Annotated in this window: 15 protein-coding genes; 7 read left to right on the forward strand and 8 right to left on the reverse strand. The window is 63.3% G+C overall.

Annotated features, from left to right (window positions below; all coding sequences use genetic code 11):
- Window positions 1-9: 9 nt before the first annotated feature.
- Together GCN75_RS08390 and GCN75_RS08395 are read right to left on the reverse strand one after the other, a co-directional pair.
- Window positions 10-1,422, reverse strand: coding sequence for a peptidylprolyl isomerase (locus tag GCN75_RS08390; protein ID WP_152282146.1), 1,413 nt, complete (start codon window positions 1,420-1,422; stop codon window positions 10-12).
- An 88-nt stretch (window positions 1,423-1,510) separates the two neighbouring features.
- Window positions 1,511-3,757, reverse strand: a complete 2,247-nt coding sequence (locus GCN75_RS08395) for an LPS-assembly protein LptD (protein ID WP_152282147.1) — start codon at window positions 3,755-3,757, stop codon at window positions 1,511-1,513.
- A gap of 99 nt (window positions 3,758-3,856) precedes the next feature.
- On the opposite strand from GCN75_RS08395, the gene GCN75_RS08400 reads away from it, so the two are divergent.
- From GCN75_RS08400 to GCN75_RS08420, 5 genes are all read left to right on the forward strand, one after another.
- Window positions 3,857-4,924 carry an aminoglycoside phosphotransferase family protein gene (locus tag GCN75_RS08400; protein WP_152282148.1) on the forward strand — a complete coding sequence of 356 codons (1,068 nt, stop codon included), beginning with the start codon at window positions 3,857-3,859 and terminating at the stop codon, window positions 4,922-4,924.
- Between the two features lie 74 nt (window positions 4,925-4,998).
- Window positions 4,999-5,721 (forward strand): N-acetylmuramate alpha-1-phosphate uridylyltransferase MurU, encoded by a 723-nt coding sequence (gene murU, locus GCN75_RS08405; protein WP_152282149.1) that lies wholly within the window; start codon window positions 4,999-5,001, stop codon window positions 5,719-5,721.
- Entirely contained in the window at window positions 5,721-7,043 is a 1,323-nt protein-coding gene (locus tag GCN75_RS08410; RefSeq protein WP_193317424.1) for an aminopeptidase P N-terminal domain-containing protein, read from the forward strand. The genes murU and GCN75_RS08410 overlap by 1 nt, the downstream gene beginning before the upstream one ends.
- Window positions 7,044-7,052: 9 nt before the next feature.
- Window positions 7,053-8,195, forward strand: a complete 1,143-nt coding sequence (locus GCN75_RS08415) for a UbiH/UbiF/VisC/COQ6 family ubiquinone biosynthesis hydroxylase (protein WP_152282151.1) — start codon at window positions 7,053-7,055, stop codon at window positions 8,193-8,195.
- 115 nt (window positions 8,196-8,310) lie between these two features.
- Window positions 8,311-9,264, forward strand: a complete 954-nt coding sequence (locus GCN75_RS08420; protein ID WP_152282152.1) for a GGDEF domain-containing protein — start codon at window positions 8,311-8,313, stop codon at window positions 9,262-9,264.
- Window positions 9,265-9,313: 49 nt separating this feature from the next.
- Here GCN75_RS08420 and GCN75_RS08425 read toward each other — a convergent pair whose 3' ends face one another.
- The 3 genes from GCN75_RS08425 to GCN75_RS08435 form a co-directional block, all read right to left on the reverse strand.
- Window positions 9,314-10,768, reverse strand: coding sequence for an NAD(P)(+) transhydrogenase (Re/Si-specific) subunit beta (locus GCN75_RS08425; RefSeq protein ID WP_152282214.1), 1,455 nt, complete (start codon window positions 10,766-10,768; stop codon window positions 9,314-9,316).
- A gap of 8 nt (window positions 10,769-10,776) precedes the next feature.
- A complete protein-coding gene (locus tag GCN75_RS08430; protein WP_152254822.1) occupies window positions 10,777-11,091 on the reverse strand; it encodes an NAD(P) transhydrogenase subunit alpha in 315 nt (104 codons plus the stop codon).
- 64 nt (window positions 11,092-11,155) lie between these two features.
- The gene (locus GCN75_RS08435; protein ID WP_152254821.1) at window positions 11,156-12,268 is read right to left on the reverse strand and encodes a Re/Si-specific NAD(P)(+) transhydrogenase subunit alpha; all 1,113 of its coding nucleotides are present in this window, start codon (window positions 12,266-12,268) and stop codon (window positions 11,156-11,158) included.
- 412 nt (window positions 12,269-12,680) lie between these two features.
- On the opposite strand from GCN75_RS08435, the gene GCN75_RS08440 reads away from it, so the two are divergent.
- Both GCN75_RS08440 and mnmA read left to right on the forward strand, forming a co-directional pair.
- Window positions 12,681-13,160, forward strand: a complete 480-nt coding sequence (locus tag GCN75_RS08440; RefSeq protein WP_152282153.1) for an NUDIX hydrolase — start codon at window positions 12,681-12,683, stop codon at window positions 13,158-13,160.
- Between the two features lie 31 nt (window positions 13,161-13,191).
- Window positions 13,192-14,313 carry a tRNA 2-thiouridine(34) synthase MnmA gene (gene mnmA / locus GCN75_RS08445; protein ID WP_152282154.1) on the forward strand — a complete coding sequence of 374 codons (1,122 nt, stop codon included), beginning with the start codon at window positions 13,192-13,194 and terminating at the stop codon, window positions 14,311-14,313.
- On the opposite strand, the gene GCN75_RS08450 is transcribed toward mnmA, so the two are convergent.
- The 3 genes from GCN75_RS08450 to GCN75_RS08460 form a co-directional block, all read right to left on the reverse strand.
- Entirely contained in the window at window positions 14,310-14,717 is a 408-nt protein-coding gene (locus GCN75_RS08450; RefSeq protein ID WP_034779039.1) for a response regulator, read from the reverse strand. The genes mnmA and GCN75_RS08450 overlap by 4 nt on opposite strands.
- Before the next feature lie 45 nt (window positions 14,718-14,762).
- A complete protein-coding gene (locus GCN75_RS08455; protein WP_034745632.1) occupies window positions 14,763-15,536 on the reverse strand; it encodes a 5'-3' exonuclease in 774 nt (257 codons plus the stop codon).
- Between the two features lie 71 nt (window positions 15,537-15,607).
- Window positions 15,608-16,279: a glutathione S-transferase gene (locus GCN75_RS08460; protein ID WP_152282155.1), complete on the reverse strand. Its 672-nt coding sequence runs from the start codon at window positions 16,277-16,279 to the stop codon at window positions 15,608-15,610.
- Window positions 16,280-16,381 lie beyond the last annotated feature (102 nt).

Consider the following 16,381-nt stretch of genomic DNA (forward strand, 5'->3'; position numbering starts at 1 on the left):
TCGGCAACATTACTGGTCGTCCGGGCGGAATTCGACATAGGCACGGTCGCGCACTTCGCGCGCCCAATTTTCCGTCGCTTCTTCCTGCTTGCGTTCGCGCAAGGCGTTGCGCGCGGCGCTGCGTTGCTTCTCTTTCGAGACATCGTCGCTCTTGCGTTCCAGCACTTCGATCAGGTGGAAGCCAAAGCTCGACTCGATCGGCTCGCTCACCTCGCCCGGTTTCAGCGCATTCATCGCCGTTTCGAATTCCGGCACGGTGTCGCCCGGATACAGCCAGCCCAGGTCGCCGCCCTTGGCCGCCGAACCGTCGTTCGAGAACAAACGGGCCAGGTCTTCGAACTTGGCGGCCTTGTTATCGAGACGCTCTTTCAATTCCAGCAATTTGCGCTTGGCTTCGGCCGCCGACAGGGTCGGGGTTATTTTCAGCAAGATATGGCGCGCGTGCGTCTGCTGCACGGCAGCCACGGCTTGCGCCTCGGCCGCGCTGCGGCGGTCCACCAGCTTGAGGATGTGGAAACCCGTGTTGCTCTTGATGATAGGCGTGATCTGGCCCGGCTTCAGTTTCAGCAGCTGTTCCGTGAACAGGGGCGGCAAACGGTCGCTATTGCGCCAGCCGATATCGCCGCCGCTCAGCGCATCGCTGGCGTCGGAATAGCTGGCGGCCATCTTGGCGAAATCGGCGCCCGTGCGCAACTGGCGGCTGACTTCTTCGGCGCGCGCGCGGCGTGCGGCGATCTGTTCAGGGCTGGAGTTTTCCGGAATGCGCACGAGAATCTGCGCCAGGTTCAGCTCGACTTGCTCGCTGGCCGCCGCTTTTTCCGCTTCCAGGAAGTTATCCACTTCGGAATCGGAAATCTGGATCTTGGCGTCGACTTCATGCTCGCGCAGGCGCTGCATGATGATTTCATCACGAATTTCTTCGCGGAAGGTCGCAAACGGCGTGCCTTCTTTTTCCATCTGGTTGCGCAAGTCTTGCACCGTCATTTTTTGCTGTTCAGCAATACGGCCGATGGCGCGGTCCAGGGTCAGGTCATCCACGCGCACGCCCATTTCCTTGGCCAGCTGCATTTGCGCGCGCTCGACAATCATGCGCTCCAGCAATTGGCGGCGCAGGTCGGCAGGATCGGGCAAGGGCACGTTCTGCGCCTTCATGCGCTGCTCCACGCTCTTGATACGGGCCGCTACTTCATTGCGCGTAATCACATCGTCATTGACGACGACGGCGATGGAATCGATGGTCTGGCCACTGCTGGACGCCGGTGGCGTGAAGCCCTTGACCGGTGTGGCAGCGGGTGCAGCCGCGGGGGTGGCCGCAGGAGCTGGCGCAGCCTGTTGCGCCCAGACACTACTGGTCGTGGCGCCGGAAATGGCGCACAACAAAACCGTTGCAATTTTGAGTTGGTGCATACTGGCATTACGCATAATGTGTAGAGCGCTCATGAGTTCAGGTGAATAAAAAAACCGGTTTGTGCCAGCGCCGGGAACGCCGGCGGCGGCAACGGTGCCTATCTTAACGGAGTGGCTGGCTCAGTGCCTGATAACCAGGGATGGTTTTTGTAAATGTTTCCAGGCCATTCGCGCCCAGGCCCAGGCCATTCGACAGCCCCGTCAGTTCCAGCTGGAAGAAGATCGGCGTCGAGACCGTATTGGACGTCGTCACGAAACGCTGCGCCCCCATGCGGAAGACCCAGCAGTCGCCCTTGTATTCCAGGCCGACCAGGCTTTCCAGCATGCTGCGATTCTTCAAGGAATAACTGATGCGGCCCACGCCATACAGGCGGTCCGTCAGCGGCCATTGCGTCGATACTTCCGCATTGCGCCAACCAGCATCGCCACGCTGGAAACGGTTGCTGAAATTCAATACTTTCTTGGCACCAGGCTGATACTGCAAGGTGTAGTTGTAGTTCATCAACTGGCGATCGCTGGGATTGTACTGCACCAGGCTGTCGGCGGTCCAAGTCTCGGACACGCGGCCCGTCGCGGCCAGCAGGATATCCGAACGCGACTGGTTGACGGGCGTGGTCGAATTGAGCTGCACGCGCTGGTCGGCAAAGTAGAAACGCTGGCCGAAGGTCAGGCGCATGCGTTCCGTGCCATCTGCCTGCAGGAAACGCGAGACCAGGGCGGCCGTCACCTGGTTGGCGTCGCCGATGCGGTCGCTGCCGACAAACCGGTTTTCCGTGAAGATCTGCGTCAGGTTGAAGGTGCCGTCGGCCGTATCGAATTTCGGGAACTGCGACTGGTCGCGGTACGGCGTGTAGACGTAGAACAGGCGCGGTTCCAGGGTTTGCGTGCCGCCCTTGGCGCCAAACAGGTTCGTGTCGCGTTCAAACACCAGGCCGCTGTCGACCGAGAAGGTGGGCACGGCGCGCGTAAACGAGGTCGTATTGAACAGCAGCGCCTTGGTCCTGGCGTCGTTGTCGAGCTGATACGCGCTGGCATTGAGCATCAGCTTGGGCGTGACGAAGTAGCCGGGACGGACGATGGGGAAACTCACCTGCGGCACGGCCACGAGGCGCGACCCTTGCACCTGGGTCGGATGGGCAAAGCGCGTCGCTTCCGCATCGAAAGTCCAGTCGAAGCCGCCCCAGACGTCATATTTTCCAGCGTGGAAGTTCACCGCCGGCAAGCGGTCATACGGACGCGGCACGGTCACCGTGGGATCGGGATCCTGCAGCACCTGGTAATTCTGCACGCGCGCCGTCAGGCTCCAGTCTTCGGTGCGGTAATCGGTGCGCAATTCGCGCAGCAACTGGCGCTCGGTGGCGGAAGCGACGGTTTTCGAGAAATCGTTGGGGTAATTATTATCCGATGCGTCGCGCAGGTCCCAGCTATAGGTCCAGCCCTTGGCCAGCGCCTGCTCATGCTTGGACTTGATCAGGTAGCGGTTGGTCTTGGTTTGCTTGTCGTTAGGCAAGAACTCAAACGACGTTTCACCGCTGTACAGACCGGCATCCGTCTCGCCCATGTAGCGGCCCGCCGCACCGAGTTGGATGCCGCGCCGTTGTATGTAGCGGGGGAACAGGGTCAGGTCGCGGTTTGGCGCGATGTTCAGGTAATACGGCACCAGCAGCTCGAAACCGTTCTTCGAGGCAAAGCCCGGCGTGGGCGCCAGCCAGCCCGAGCGGCGCGCGCCCGACAGCGAAAACGAGATGCCGGGCGTGCCCAGGATAGGCACGTCCTTGAAATAGATGATGGTCTTGCTGCCCGTGCCCACGTCGCGGCCCGTATCGAGGTTCAAGGTGCTCGATTTCAGGTACCAGTCGGGATTCGGCCCTTCGCAGGTACTGTACGTGCCGTCGATGACGTTGGCTTCGTCGGGGTTGATGAAGTCGACGCGCTCGGCCTTGCCCTGGCCGCCGCCCACTTCGAAACGGTACGTCGGGTTGAGCAGGAAACCTTTGCCGGTCTCCATGTTCAGCTTCAGCACGTCGCCCGTGTAGTAATCGCCGAAACGCCACATCTTGATATGGCCCTCGGCATCGAACTGATCTTCAACTTGTTTGTAACAAGCTGTATCGGCCGTCATTTTTGTGGTTTTTCCGCGCTCAATCACGACATTTTTGTCGAGATTGATCTCCCTTTCCGGCCGTCCGTTCATGCTGTTCGCCGTCATGACGGTGGGCGCGTCGGGATCTTCCACATGCACGGGACGCGGTGCTTTCTGGGCGTGGACAGGCACCGTCGTGGCGGCGACGAGCGCGCTGATGGCGAAAGCCCAGCGCTGCGAAGGGGGGGAGGCCGAAAACCAGCTCATGAATTGGAAGGGGCAAGCACCATTGACAGGCGATTTTTTGATTTGAATCCCTTATTATATGGGAATCTGCACCATCAACCCGATTCCACAGGCCGCTTAATGTCATTCTCTTCCAATTCCTCCACCGCGCCGGCCCAGGCCGACGCTCGCCTGACCCTGTTGAAAGCCTGGTTGACCTCGCTTAACCTCGTCGCGCCCGATTCTGCCCGCCCCGCTTCCAGCGATGCCAGCTTCCGCCGCTACTACCGTCTCGACGTACTGCCAGGCAATACAACATTGCCAGGAAGTACATTAATTGCCATGGATGCGCCGCCCGAGCGCGAAAACGTGCCCGCCTTCGTCAAGGTGGCCGGCTTGCTGAAAGGCGCCGGCGTCTCCGTGCCCGAGATCATCGCGCAAGACCTGGACAATGGCTTCCTGCTGCTCTCCGACCTGGGCACGACCACCTATCTGGACGCGCTGAACCACGACAATGCCAGCGTGCTGTACGCCGAAGCGCTGGAATCCTTGATGAAAATCCAGCTGGCCAGCCAGCCCGACGTCTTGCCCGAATTCGACCGCGCCTTCATCCTGCGCGAAATGAATCTGTTCCCGGAATGGTTTATCGGCAAGCACCTGGGCGCCACCTTGACAGATGTGCAACAGACCCAGCTGGACAAGGTCTTCGAAGCCATCACGGCGAACATCTTGTCGCAGCAACAAGTCTTCATGCACCGCGACTACCATTCGCGCAATTTGATGCACATCAACGATGGTTCCATCCCCAATCCCGGCATCCTCGACTTCCAGGACGCCGTCTTCGGGCCCGTCACCTACGACATCGCCTCGCTGCTGCGCGACGCCTACATCCAGTGGGATGAAGAACTGGTACTCGACTGGGTGATCCGCTACTGGCAGCGCGCCAAGCAGCTGGGCTTGCCAGTGAATCCCGACATCGACGCCTTCTACCGCGATTTCGAATTCACGGCCCTGCAGCGCCACCTGAAAATCCTCGGCCTGTTCGCGCGCCTGAACTACCGCGACGGCAAGGACCTGTACATGGGCGACCTGCCGACCGTGCTCGACTACGTGCGCAAGACGGCCAACCGCTACACGGAACTCAAGCCGCTGGTGCGTTTGCTCGATGCCCTGGAAAACAAGACGCCGCAAGTCGGCTACACTTTTTGATCGGCGCACCTGACCCGTCCGCTGCGGGGCCACGGCCCCGCCTTTCACTTATTGCACAGAAAACGAGTTCCACCATGAAAGCCATGATCTTTGCCGCAGGCCGCGGTGAACGGATGCGTCCGCTCACCGATACCTGTCCCAAACCGCTGCTGAAAGTGCGCGGCCGTCCGCTGATCGTCTGGCATGTGCTGAACCTGGTGCGCGCCGGCATCACGGAGATCGTCATCAACCATTCCCACCTGGGCCACCTGATCGAGGAAACCCTGGGCGACGGCAGCGCGTACGGCGCGCGCATCGCGTATTCGTCGGAAAGCACGCCGCTGGAAACGGCGGGCGGCATCGCCCAGGCGCGCCACCTGCTGGGTGAGGAACCGTTCCTCGCCATTTCCGGCGACATCTATTGCCCCTATTTTGATTTCAAGCAAGTGCTCGACGTGCTGGCCGACAAGGATGTGCTGGGCACGCCGTATCCGGCCGACCAGCGCGACATCGCCTGGACCTACCTGGTGCCCAATCCCGACTTCCATCCGCAGGGCGACTTCGGCCTGACCTTGTTCGCGATCAACAATACGGACGAAACCAAGTGGACCTTCGCCAATATCGGCGTGTACCGTCCCGAGATGTTCGACGGCATCACGCCGGGCAGCCACGCCAAACTGGGCGATTTGCTGCGCCGCTACGCGGACCAGGGCCGCGTGGGCGGCGAAGTCTATCCGGGCGAGTGGACGAATGTGGGCACGCCGGCGCAGCTCGACGCCCTCAACGGCGTCGCCAGCCCGAAGGCGCCTGCGGCATGATGGCCAACTACGCGGCACGGCGCGCCGCACTGCTGGCGCAGATGCTGCCCGGCAGCGTCGCCATCCTCGCCACGGCGCCCGAAGTGCCGCGCAACAGCGATTGCGACTATCCGTACCGCCACGACAGCTCTTTCTATTACCTCAGCGGTTTTACGGAACCCGACAGCGCCGTGGCGCTGGTGGCCGCCAGCGCCACCGCGCCCGCGCGCGCCATCCTGTTTTGCCGCGCCAAGAACACGGAGCGCGAAATCTGGGACGGCTTTCGGCACGGCCCCGAGGCGGCGCGCCTCACCTTCGGTTTTGACAGCGCCTTCCCCATCGAGGAACTCGACGTGGAAATGGGCCGCCTGCTGGCCGACGCCCCCGCCATCTACTATGCGCTGGGCGGCAGCCTCGATGCGCAGGTGAAGGTCTGGCTGCACAATGTGCGGCAAAAAGCCCGCAGCGGCATCACGGCGCCGTCCATCGCGCATGACATCAGCGGCATGCTCGACGCCATGCGCCTGCTGAAAGACCCGCAAGAACAGGGCCTGATGCGCCGCGCGGCCGCCATTTCCAGCGCGGCCCACGTGCGCGCCATGCGCGCCACGCGGCCCGGCATGCACGAATATGCGCTGGAAGCGGAGCTGCTGTATGAATTCCGCCGCAGCGGCGCGCAATTTCCCGCGTATTCCTCCATCGTGGCCGGCGGCGACAATGCCTGCATCCTGCATTACAGCGCCAACAACGCGCTCCTGAAAGAGGGCGAACTGGTGCTGATCGACGCGGGCTGCGAACTCGATGGCTACGCCTCCGACATCACGCGCACCTGGCCCGTCAACGGCCGCTTCAGCCCCGCGCAGCGGGACCTGTATGAGCTGGTGCTGGCCGCGCAGCAGGCGGCGCTGGACATGGTGCGCCCCGGCTTGCCGCACAGCGCCATCCACGAGGCGGCCGTGCAGGTGCTGGCGCAGGGCATGCTGGATTTACAGCTGCTGGACCGGCAAAAGAACGGCGGCGTGCAGGACGTCATCGCCGACAAGGCCTACCTGCCTTTCTACATGCACGGCACCAGCCACTGGCTGGGCATGGATGTGCACGACGTGGGCGCCTACCGCGACACGGGCGCGCCCGGCAAGCCGTGGCGCGCACTGGAAGCAGGCATGGTGCTGACGGTGGAGCCGGGCATCTACGTGCGCCCCGGCGCGGGCGTGCCGGAACAGTTCTGGCACACCGGCATCCGCATCGAAGACGATGTGCTGGTCACGCCGCAAGGCCATGAAGTCTTCAGCACGGCGCCCAGGAGCGTCGCTGAAATCGAACAACTGATGTCACAGGATTAACGCCGCCGCATGCATACACCGTCCACTTTCGATCTCGCCATCTGCGGCGCCGGCCCCGTCGGCATGGCGCTGGCCGCCCTGCTGGTGCAGCGGGGCAGCCGCGCCGCCGGCATCGCCCTGCTCGACGCCAAGTCCATCGAACAGGCCAGGCGCGACCCGCGCACCATCGCGCTGTCGCACGGCAGCCGCCAGATTCTCGAGGAAGCGGGCGCCTGGCCCGTGGAAGCGACGCCCATCCACCAGATCCACGTCTCGCGCCGCGGCCAGTTCGGGCGCAGCCTGATGGACCGCAGCGAGCATGGCGTCGAGGCGCTCGGCTATGTAGCCCGTTACGGCGCCGTCGTCAGCGCGCTGGCCGACGTCTGCGAACGCCTGGGCGTGGCCAGCCTGCGCCCGGCGCTGGTCACGGGCAGCGTGGAGGACGCCGACGGCGTGAGCGTGCAGATCGAACAAGAAGGCGCCTCGTCAACCCTGCGCGCCAGCCTGCTGGTGCAGGCCGAGGGCGGCCTGTTCGGCCAGCAGCAGGAACGCGCCGTCAGCCGCGATTATGGCCAAAGCGCCATCATTGCCCATGTGCGCACAAGTAGCCCCATCGCCCACCGCGCGTACGAGCGCTTCACCGACGAAGGCCCGCTGGCCCTGCTGCCGCAGGACGACGGCTACGCGCTGGTGTGGTGCGTGCCGCCCACGCGCGCCGAGCAATTGCTGGCGCTCGACGACGCGGCCTTCCTGGCGCGCCTGGGCGCCGCCTTCGGCAGCCGCCTGGGACGCTTCACCCACACGACGGCGCGCCTGGCCTATCCGCTGGGCCTGAACGCGCAGGCGGGCGGCACGGCGCGCACGGTGGCCATCGGCAATGCGGCGCAAACCCTGCACCCGGTGGCGGGACAGGGCCTGAACCTGGGCTTGCGCGACGCCGCCGTGCTGGCCCGCGTGCTGGCGCAAGATGCCAGCCCCGCCGCGCTGGAACGCTACGCCAGCCTGCGCCAGGGCGACCGGGGACTGACCGTGCGCGTGACCGACACCATGGCGCGCATTTTCACGGGCAGCACCCCTGCGCAGGGCTTGCTGGGCCTGTCGCTGGGCCTGCTGGACGCCTTCCGCCCGGCCCGCAAAGGCCTGGCGGAACTGATGATGTACGGCCGCCGCTGATTCTTGACAATAAGGAAAGAGCACGGGCGAAAAAGAAACAGGCGGGATATCGGGCATGGAGTAAACGGCCCGCGGATGCGACAATGGCTGTCACCTGGCTTTTGGCGACCGTTCCATGACAGATGCATTGCCCGCAGCACCGCCTGCCGCTCTTCCCGAAGTCCTTTTTTCCCGCCTGCTGGAAGACGCCCTCGACGCCGTCATCATCATCGACGAGCAGTGCCGCATCCGCTATATCAATGGCGCCATGCAGGCCTTGTCGGGCTATGCCAGCGGAGAACTGCTGGGCCAGACCCTGAACGGCCTGCTGCCCGACGCCGTCAGCGCGCAGCACGACAACCACGTGATCAACTACATCCGCAGCTCGCGCACCTCCAGCGTGCTGGGCAAGATACGCGAATTCGCCATCCGCCACCGCGACACGCAAATGATCCCCATCGAGATGAAGGCGCTGGACCTGGGCGTGGTCGATGGCCTGCGCTATTTCGGCGCCTTCCTGCTCGACGTGCGCGAACGGCGCGAACTGGCGGCAAAAAACGCCAGCCTGCTGGCGCAGCTGGAACAGCAGGCGCTGCACGATGCGCTGACGTCGCTGCCCAACCGGCGCGCCTATGAAGCGCAGGCCGAGCAGGCGATGGCGCGCGCGGCGCGCAGCGGCGCCGCACTGACCGTGGGCGTGGCCGACCTCGACCATTTCAAGAAGATCAACGACCGCCATGGCCATGCCGTGGGCGACGCCGTGCTGCGCACGGTGGCGCAGGTGCTGCGCGACACGGGACGCATCACCGACGTGGCCGCGCGCCTGGGCGGCGAGGAATTCGGCCTGCTGTTCCCCGACGCGACCCTGCAGCAGGCACACCAGGTGGCCGAACGCATCCGCGCAGCCGTGGCCGCCGCCATCACCCCCCTGCCCGATGGCCGCCAGCTGCAGGTCACCATCAGCATCGGCGTGGCGTCCCTGATGGCCGGCGCCAGCCTGGACGCGGCCATGTCCGATGCCGACAAGGCCCTGTATGCGGCCAAGCACCAGGGCCGCAACCAGGTCATTGCGGCGCCGGCCGTCCCATAAAAAACGGCCCGCGCAAGGCGGGCCATCTTCGTTGACGCAAGGGAGGGCCTTACTCGACGGCCTTCAGCATATCCTCGATCACCTTCTTCGCATCGCCAAACACCATCATCGTGTTCGGCTGGTAGAACAGGTCGTTGTCCAGGCCCGCATAGCCGGACGCCATCGAGCGCTTGTTGACGATGATGCTCTTGGCTTTATACGCTTCCAGGATCGGCATGCCGGCGATCGGCGATTTCGGGTCCTTCGCCGCCGGGTTCACCACGTCATTCGCGCCCAGCACCAGCACCACGTCCGTCTGGCCGAATTCGCCGTTGATGTCTTCCATCTCGAAGACCTGGTCGTACGGCACTTCCGCCTCGGCCAGCAGCACGTTCATGTGGCCCGGCATGCGCCCCGCCACGGGGTGGATCGCATACTTGACGGTGACGCCCTTGTGCGTGAGCTTTTCCACCAGTTCCTTCAGCGAGTGCTGCGCGCGCGCCACGGCCAGGCCGTAGCCGGGCACGATGATGACGGTTTCCGCATTGCCCATGATGAAGGCGGCATCGTCGGCCGAACCCGATTTCACGGGACGCTGCTCCTGCGCGCCGGCCACGCCAGCCGCCGGCGTATCGCCGCCGAAGCCGCCGAGGATGACGTTGAAGAACGAGCGGTTCATCGCCTTGCACATGATGTACGACAGGATCGCGCCCGAGGAGCCGACGAGCGAGCCGGCGATGATCAGCATCGAGTTATTCAGCGAAAACCCGATGCCGGCCGCAGCCCAGCCCGAGTAGCTGTTGAGCATGGACACCACCACCGGCATGTCGGCGCCGCCGATGGGGATGATGATCAGCACGCCCAGCGCAAACGCGATGACGGCCATGACGATGAACGGCGTCCACGCCGGTTCCACCCCGTCGGCAAAGCAGAACACCAGGCCCAGGGCGATCATCACCAGCGCCAGCACCAGGTTGAGCATGTGCTGGCCCTTGAAGCTGACGGGCGCGCCCTGGAACAGGCGGAACTTGTATTTGCCCGACAGCTTGCCGAAGGCGATCACCGAACCGGAGAAGGTGATGGCGCCGACAAAGGTGCCGATGAACAGCTCGAAGCGGTTACCGATGGGCAGCGCCTCGCCGTGCTTGGCGATATTGAAGGCCCACGGCTCGGACACGGCCGCCACGGCAATGCAGACGGCCGCCAGGCCGATCAGCGAATGCATGGCCGCCACCAGTTCCGGCATCTTCGTCATTTCCACGGTTTTCGCCAGGTAGGCGCCGATGGCGCCGCCCGTGACGATGCCGATGACGACCAGGGTCAGGCCCATCCCGCCCGTCTGCTGCTCCTTCAGTTTCAGGATCAGCGCCACGGTGGTGACGGCGGCAATCGCCATGCCGCTCATGCCGAAGGCATTGCCGCGGCGCGCCGTCGACGGCGACGACAGCCCTTTCAAGGCCTGGATGAAGCACACCGAGGCGATCAGGTACATCATCGTCACCAGGTTCATGGTGACGAAGCTCATGGCATGACTCATTCTTTTGCTCCTTGCTTGGCCTTCGGTTCTTTTTTGCGGAACATCTCGAGCATGCGCTGCGTGACGAGGAAGCCGCCAAACACGTTGACGGCGGCCAGCGCCACGGCCAGGGTGCCGGCCGCCTGCGCCAGCGGGCCTTCCGTCAGGCCGGCCGCCAGCATGGCGCCGACGATGATGATGGCGGAAATGGCATTGGTAACGGCCATCAGCGGCGTGTGCAGCGCCGGCGTGACGGTCCAGACGACGTGGTAGCCGACATAAATGGCCAGCACGAAGATGATCAGGTTAATGATGGTGTGACTGATTTCCATGATGTGGTTCTCTCCCGGTGCCGCGTGATTTTCGTAGCTTGGTTGCGTAGCTTGGTGGCGTAACTTACTTGCGCAAGATCGCGCTGTCCGCGCACACCAGGCTGGCCTTGATGATTTCATCCTCGCGGTCGATCAGCAGCTGGTCGTCCTTGTCGATGATGAGCTTTAAAAAGTCCAGCACGTTGCGCGCGTACAGGGCCGAGGCATCGGCCGCCACCAGGGTCGCCAGGTTCGGCTCGCCCACGATATACACGCCATGCTTGAGCACCGTCTTGCCCAGTTCGGACAGGGGGCAGTTGCCGCCCTGCTCCACGGCCAGGTCGACGATGACGGAACCCGGCTTCATGGCCTTCACCGTTTCTTCGGAAATCAGCACGGGCGCGGCGCGGCCGGGAATCAGGGCGGTGGTGATGATGATGTCGGCCAGCTTCGCCCGTTCGTGCACCAGTTCGGCCTGGCGGCGCATCCAGTCGGCCGGCATGGCGCGCGCATAGCCGCCCGAGCCCTTGGCGATTTCCTTTTCTTCATCGGTCAGGAACGGCACGTCGAGAAACTTGGCGCCCAGGGATTCCACCTGTTCCTTGACGGGCGGGCGCACGTCGGACGCCTCGATGACGGCGCCCAGGCGCTTGGCCGTGGCGATCGCCTGCAAGCCTGCCACGCCCACGCCCATGATCAGCACGCGGGCCGCCTTCACGGTGCCGGCCGCCGTCATCAGCATGGGCATGAAGCGCTGGTAGGTATTGGCCGCCACCAGCACGGCCTTGTAGCCGGCGATGTTCGCCTGCGACGACAGCACGTCCATCGACTGGGCGCGCGTGATGCGCGGCACGGCTTCCAGGGCGAAGGCGGACAGCCCGGCCGTGGCCATGGCGGCGATATTGTCCGCGTCAAACGGGTTCAACATGCCGATCAGCACCGTGCCGCTGGCCATCAGGGCACGTTCACCGGCATCGGGCGCGCGCACCTTGAGCACGATGGCGCAGCCATAGGCTTCCTGGGCGCTACCGATCTGCGCGCCGGCGGCGGCATACGCATCGTCGGGAATCGAGGCCTGCAGGCCCGCTCCCGACTGCACGACGACTTGATGTTTGGCTGCCAGTTTCTTGACTGTCTCGGGCGTTGCTGCCACCCGTGTTTCACCAGGCCGTGTTTCGGCCGGTATGCCTATCCTCATGATGCCTCCGCTAATTGATAAACTGACTAGAATCTAACACGGAAAGCAGCGCGTTAAACGTTTGTGAACCAGCAACTTTTAGTCGTACGACACTAATTCCACCAGCATCCCCCGATTCGTTTCACCATGCGGCGCGGCGACCATATTGTGGGAAAGTTGTGTCAATCTCACCACAGTCGAGCGTGCGTGCGCGCTTGTTTTGACCACAGGGAAAGCCTATATTAGCGGGCGCTTCCTGCCATCTTGCCGCCAAAGCCCCCATGCTAGTGCGCTCCCCGGGAAAGACGTAAGTACCTCCCACCGCTATTTGCTAAAACGTTGTCATTTATCAATATGTCCGCGCAACAGAAGGCCGGGTTCAAACCGCGCGCGCAGAACAAGATAAAATGTCGGCTCTTTCAAGGATGGAATCATGCCGAGAATCTGGAAACCCTCTGTCACCGTTGCCGCCATCGTCGAGCGCGACGGCCTGTTTTTACTGATTGAAGAAGAGACCAGCGAAGGCATCAAGCTGAATCAGCCGGCCGGCCACCTCGACCCGTTCGAGTCGCTGGAGCAGGCGGTGATCCGCGAAACGCTGGAAGAAGCGGCCTACGATTTCATCCCCACGGCACTGGTCGGCATGTACATGTCGCGCTATCAGTCACTGCGCACGGGCGAGGACGTGACCTATTTGCGCTTCACCTTTTGCGGCACGGCCGGCGCCGAGCATGACCGCCCGCTGGACGAAGGCATCATCCGCACCCTGTGGATGACGCGCGACGAGCTGGCCGCGTGCCAGGAACGCCACCGCAGCCCCCTGGTGCTGCAGTGCGTGGACGAATACCTGGCTGGCCGGCGCGCGCCGCTGGCCCTGCTGCACACGCATGCGTCCGTTTTCAATAGCGTATAGCAATATTATCTAAAAGTAACTGGAAAGCAAGATGAGCAAGAAGAAAGTCGTTATCGGCATGTCGGGCGGGGTCGATTCCTCGGTCGCGGCATGGATGCTGAAGGAACAAGGCTATGAAGTCATCGGCCTGTTCATGAAAAACTGGGAAGATGACGACGATTCGGAATACTGCTCCACGCGCCAGGACTGGATCGACGCGGCCAGCGTGGCCGACGTCATCGGCGTCGATATCGAAGCCGTCAATTTCGCCTCCGAATACAAGGACCGCGTGTTCGCCGATTTCCTGCGCGAGTACCAGGCCGGCCGCACGCCGAACCCGGACGTGCTGTGCAACGCCGAAATCAAGTTCAAGGCCTTCCTCGACCACGCCATGACCCTGGGCGCCGACCTGATCGCCACCGGCCACTATGCGCGCGTGCGCCAGGCGCCGACGGACGCGGGCCGCTACGAATTGCTCAAGGCCGTCGACGCCAGCAAGGACCAGAGCTACTTCCTGCACCGTTTGAATCAGGCGCAGCTGTCGAAAACCCTGTTCCCGCTCGGTGAAATCCCGAAGACGCAAGTGCGCCAGATCGCCGAAAAACTGGGTTTGCCGAACGCGCAGAAGAAGGATTCGACGGGCATCTGCTTTATCGGCGAACGCCCGTTCCGCGAATTCCTGAACCGCTACCTGTCGTACAAGCCGGGTCCCATGAAAACGGCGGACGGCAAGACGGTGGGCGAACACGTGGGACTGAGTTTCTATACGCTGGGCCAGCGCAAGGGCATCGGCATCGGCGGCGTGAAGTCGTACCAGAATGCCGATGGCAGCAGCGACGCCTGGTATGTGGCGCGCAAGGATATCGCCAACAACACCTTGTGGGTGGTGCAGGGCCATGACCACCCGTGGCTGCTGTCGCCCGCCTTGAGCGCCGACCAGGCCAGCTGGGTGGCCGGTGTGGCGCCGCAGGCGGGCGCCTTGAGCGCCAAGACGCGCTACCGCCAGGCCGACGTGGCTTGCCAGTTGCTGCCGGATGGAAATGAACTGTTCAGCCTGGCCTTCGACCAGGCCCAATGGGCCGTCACCCCGGGCCAGTCGGCCGTGCTGTACGACGGCGACGTGTGCCTGGGCGGCGGCATCATCGCCAGCGCCACAGGTTTGGCCGGCAGCTAGGAGTTGCCCTGCGCAGCGGCGGCCAGGGCCTGCTGCTTGCGCACCATGGCAATGACGGTATTGCGCACGGTTTTCAGGACCGTGTCGGCCATGAAGGGTTTCACGATGAAGCCCGACACGCCCATCGCATGGGCCGCCTGCAGCGAGGCGGCGTCGATGCCGCCCGACACCATGAAGATCAGCGTCTTCGGATACTGGGCGCGGATGGTTTGCACCACGTTGCTGCCGTCTTCCACCTGCTCGCGCGCGATGCACACGAAATGCGGGTGGTGCTTGACCAGCAGCGCCAGCCCCAGCGCGCTGGTGTGCGTCTGCCCGCAGACATCGTAGCCGCCATCGGTCAGGACCGTGTTCAGCAGGCCGCGCGCCACGGCGCTGCTATCGATCAGGACTGTCTTTAACATCATGATTACTTTCCTTGCTTGATTATTCTTGTCTTGCGCCGGCGATCACTTTTCCCATACCAGCTTGTTCCAGGTAACACCCAGGGTCACGTCCGTCTTGAGTTCTACCAACTTTCTTGAAAGATACAGTATTTCCCGCTCTTTTCGCAGGCTTTCGCCCAGCGCGCCGGGCAAAATCCCCGCGCCCGCCATCACGGCGTCGATATTGCCGTAGGCGCGCAACAGTTTCGCGCCCGTCTTCAGGCCGATCTTCGACACGCCGGGAATGCTGTCGGTGACGTCGCCCATCAGCGCCAGCAGGTCGGGCAGCAGTTCCGGCGGCACGCCGAACTTTTTCTCGACCCAGGCGTGGTCGTGCCAGACGCCCTTGAAATGGTCCCACACGAGCGCGCCGTGGGCGATCAGGCCGTGCAGATCCTTGTCGGTGGTGGCGATGACGGCCGCGCCGCGCCCCTCGTGCAGCCAGCGCATGACGGCCGTGCCGATCACGTCGTCGGCCTCGACCTCGGGAATGCTGACCACATGCATGCCGAAGCTGGCCAGGGTGGCATAGAAGCCGGGCAAGGCGTCGCGCAGCACTTGCGGCATGGGCTGGCGCCCTTCGCGGTAGCCCGCATACAGGGCATGGCGCCAGGTGGGCCCGCCAAAATCAAAGGCCGGCAGGATGTGCGTCGGCTCGTGGTCGTTGATGAGGGTGCGAAACGACGACAGCGCATGGCGCAGCGCGATCTCCGCCTTCAGGTCGGAATCGGGTTCAGGACTGGCTTCGTAGACGCGGCGTACGATATTCAAGCCGTCGATAGCGAGGAGTCTGGCCATGCGGTAAGTGGATACTGGTTGAATCGGGCATTTTACCGTATGGTTCCCCGCACATCGGCCTTGAATGCCCCTTATTTGGCGAAATCGTAGGGCCCGCCCTTTTCCAACGCGCGCTGATACGCCGGGCGCGCATGGATGCGCTGCAGGAAGGCCGTCAGCTTGGGCTGGCGTTCGTCGAGTCCGCCGCGCATGGCCGCCGCTTCCAGCGGAAAGCTCATCTGGATGTCGGCCGCCGTGAATTCATTGCCGGCAAACCATTTGGCCTTCTCCAGTTCCGCTTCCATATAGGCCAGCTGGCTGTGGATATTGGGCAAGATGAAGCTGTGCTTGACCTTGCTGGCGATGCCGCGCGCGATCGGTTTCACGAAGAACGGCATGGGCGACGATTCGACCTTGTCGAATACCAGCTTCAGCAGCAGCGGCGGCATGGCCGAGCCTTCCGCGAAATGCAGCCAGTAGGTCCAGCGCAGCTTGTCCGGCGTACCCGCCGCCGGTATCAGGCGGCCATTGCCGTAGCGTTCGACCAGGTACTCGATGATGGCGCCCGATTCGGCGACGGTGTTGGCGCCATCCGTGATCACGGGCGACTTGCCCAGCGGATGGACGGCCTTCAAGGACGCAGGCGCCAGCATGGTTTTCGGGTCGCGCTGATAGCGCTTGACCTCGTAGTCGAGGCCCAGTTCCTCGAGCAGCCAGAGCACGCGCTGCGAGCGCGAATTGTTCAGATGGTGGACGACGATCATGGTTTTCCCGTTAGGCGATGGTTGAGTTCCAGTATAGCCGGGACGGCCGGATCGGGCAGCGCATGAAGATGCGCAAAAAGAAATTGCGAAAAACAGTATTTT

This window comes from Janthinobacterium violaceinigrum (genome assembly GCF_009208555.1).
GTDB classification, from domain to species: domain Bacteria; phylum Pseudomonadota; class Gammaproteobacteria; order Burkholderiales; family Burkholderiaceae_D; genus Janthinobacterium; species Janthinobacterium violaceinigrum.

Coding starts and splice junctions, on each gene's coding strand:
- GCN75_RS08455 (WP_034745632.1), bottom strand. CDS start 15,536: ATGGCCAGACTCCTCGCTATCGACGGCTTGAATATCGTACGCCGCGTC.
- GCN75_RS08440 (WP_152282153.1), top strand. CDS start 12,681: ATGCCGAGAATCTGGAAACCCTCTGTCACCGTTGCCGCCATCGTCGAG.
- GCN75_RS08390 (WP_152282146.1), bottom strand. CDS start 1,422: ATGCGTAATGCCAGTATGCACCAACTCAAAATTGCAACGGTTTTGTTG.
- GCN75_RS08430 (WP_152254822.1), bottom strand. CDS start 11,091: ATGGAAATCAGTCACACCATCATTAACCTGATCATCTTCGTGCTGGCC.
- GCN75_RS08450 (WP_034779039.1), bottom strand. CDS start 14,717: ATGTTAAAGACAGTCCTGATCGATAGCAGCGCCGTGGCGCGCGGCCTG.
- GCN75_RS08425 (WP_152282214.1), bottom strand. CDS start 10,768: ATGAGCTTCGTCACCATGAACCTGGTGACGATGATGTACCTGATCGCC.
- GCN75_RS08410 (WP_193317424.1), top strand. CDS start 5,721: ATGGCCAACTACGCGGCACGGCGCGCCGCACTGCTGGCGCAGATGCTG.
- GCN75_RS08400 (WP_152282148.1), top strand. CDS start 3,857: ATGTCATTCTCTTCCAATTCCTCCACCGCGCCGGCCCAGGCCGACGCT.
- mnmA (WP_152282154.1), top strand. CDS start 13,192: ATGAGCAAGAAGAAAGTCGTTATCGGCATGTCGGGCGGGGTCGATTCC.
- GCN75_RS08460 (WP_152282155.1), bottom strand. CDS start 16,279: ATGATCGTCGTCCACCATCTGAACAATTCGCGCTCGCAGCGCGTGCTC.
- murU (WP_152282149.1), top strand. CDS start 4,999: ATGAAAGCCATGATCTTTGCCGCAGGCCGCGGTGAACGGATGCGTCCG.
- GCN75_RS08415 (WP_152282151.1), top strand. CDS start 7,053: ATGCATACACCGTCCACTTTCGATCTCGCCATCTGCGGCGCCGGCCCC.
- GCN75_RS08435 (WP_152254821.1), bottom strand. CDS start 12,268: ATGAGGATAGGCATACCGGCCGAAACACGGCCTGGTGAAACACGGGTG.
- GCN75_RS08395 (WP_152282147.1), bottom strand. CDS start 3,757: ATGAGCTGGTTTTCGGCCTCCCCCCCTTCGCAGCGCTGGGCTTTCGCC.
- GCN75_RS08420 (WP_152282152.1), top strand. CDS start 8,311: ATGACAGATGCATTGCCCGCAGCACCGCCTGCCGCTCTTCCCGAAGTC.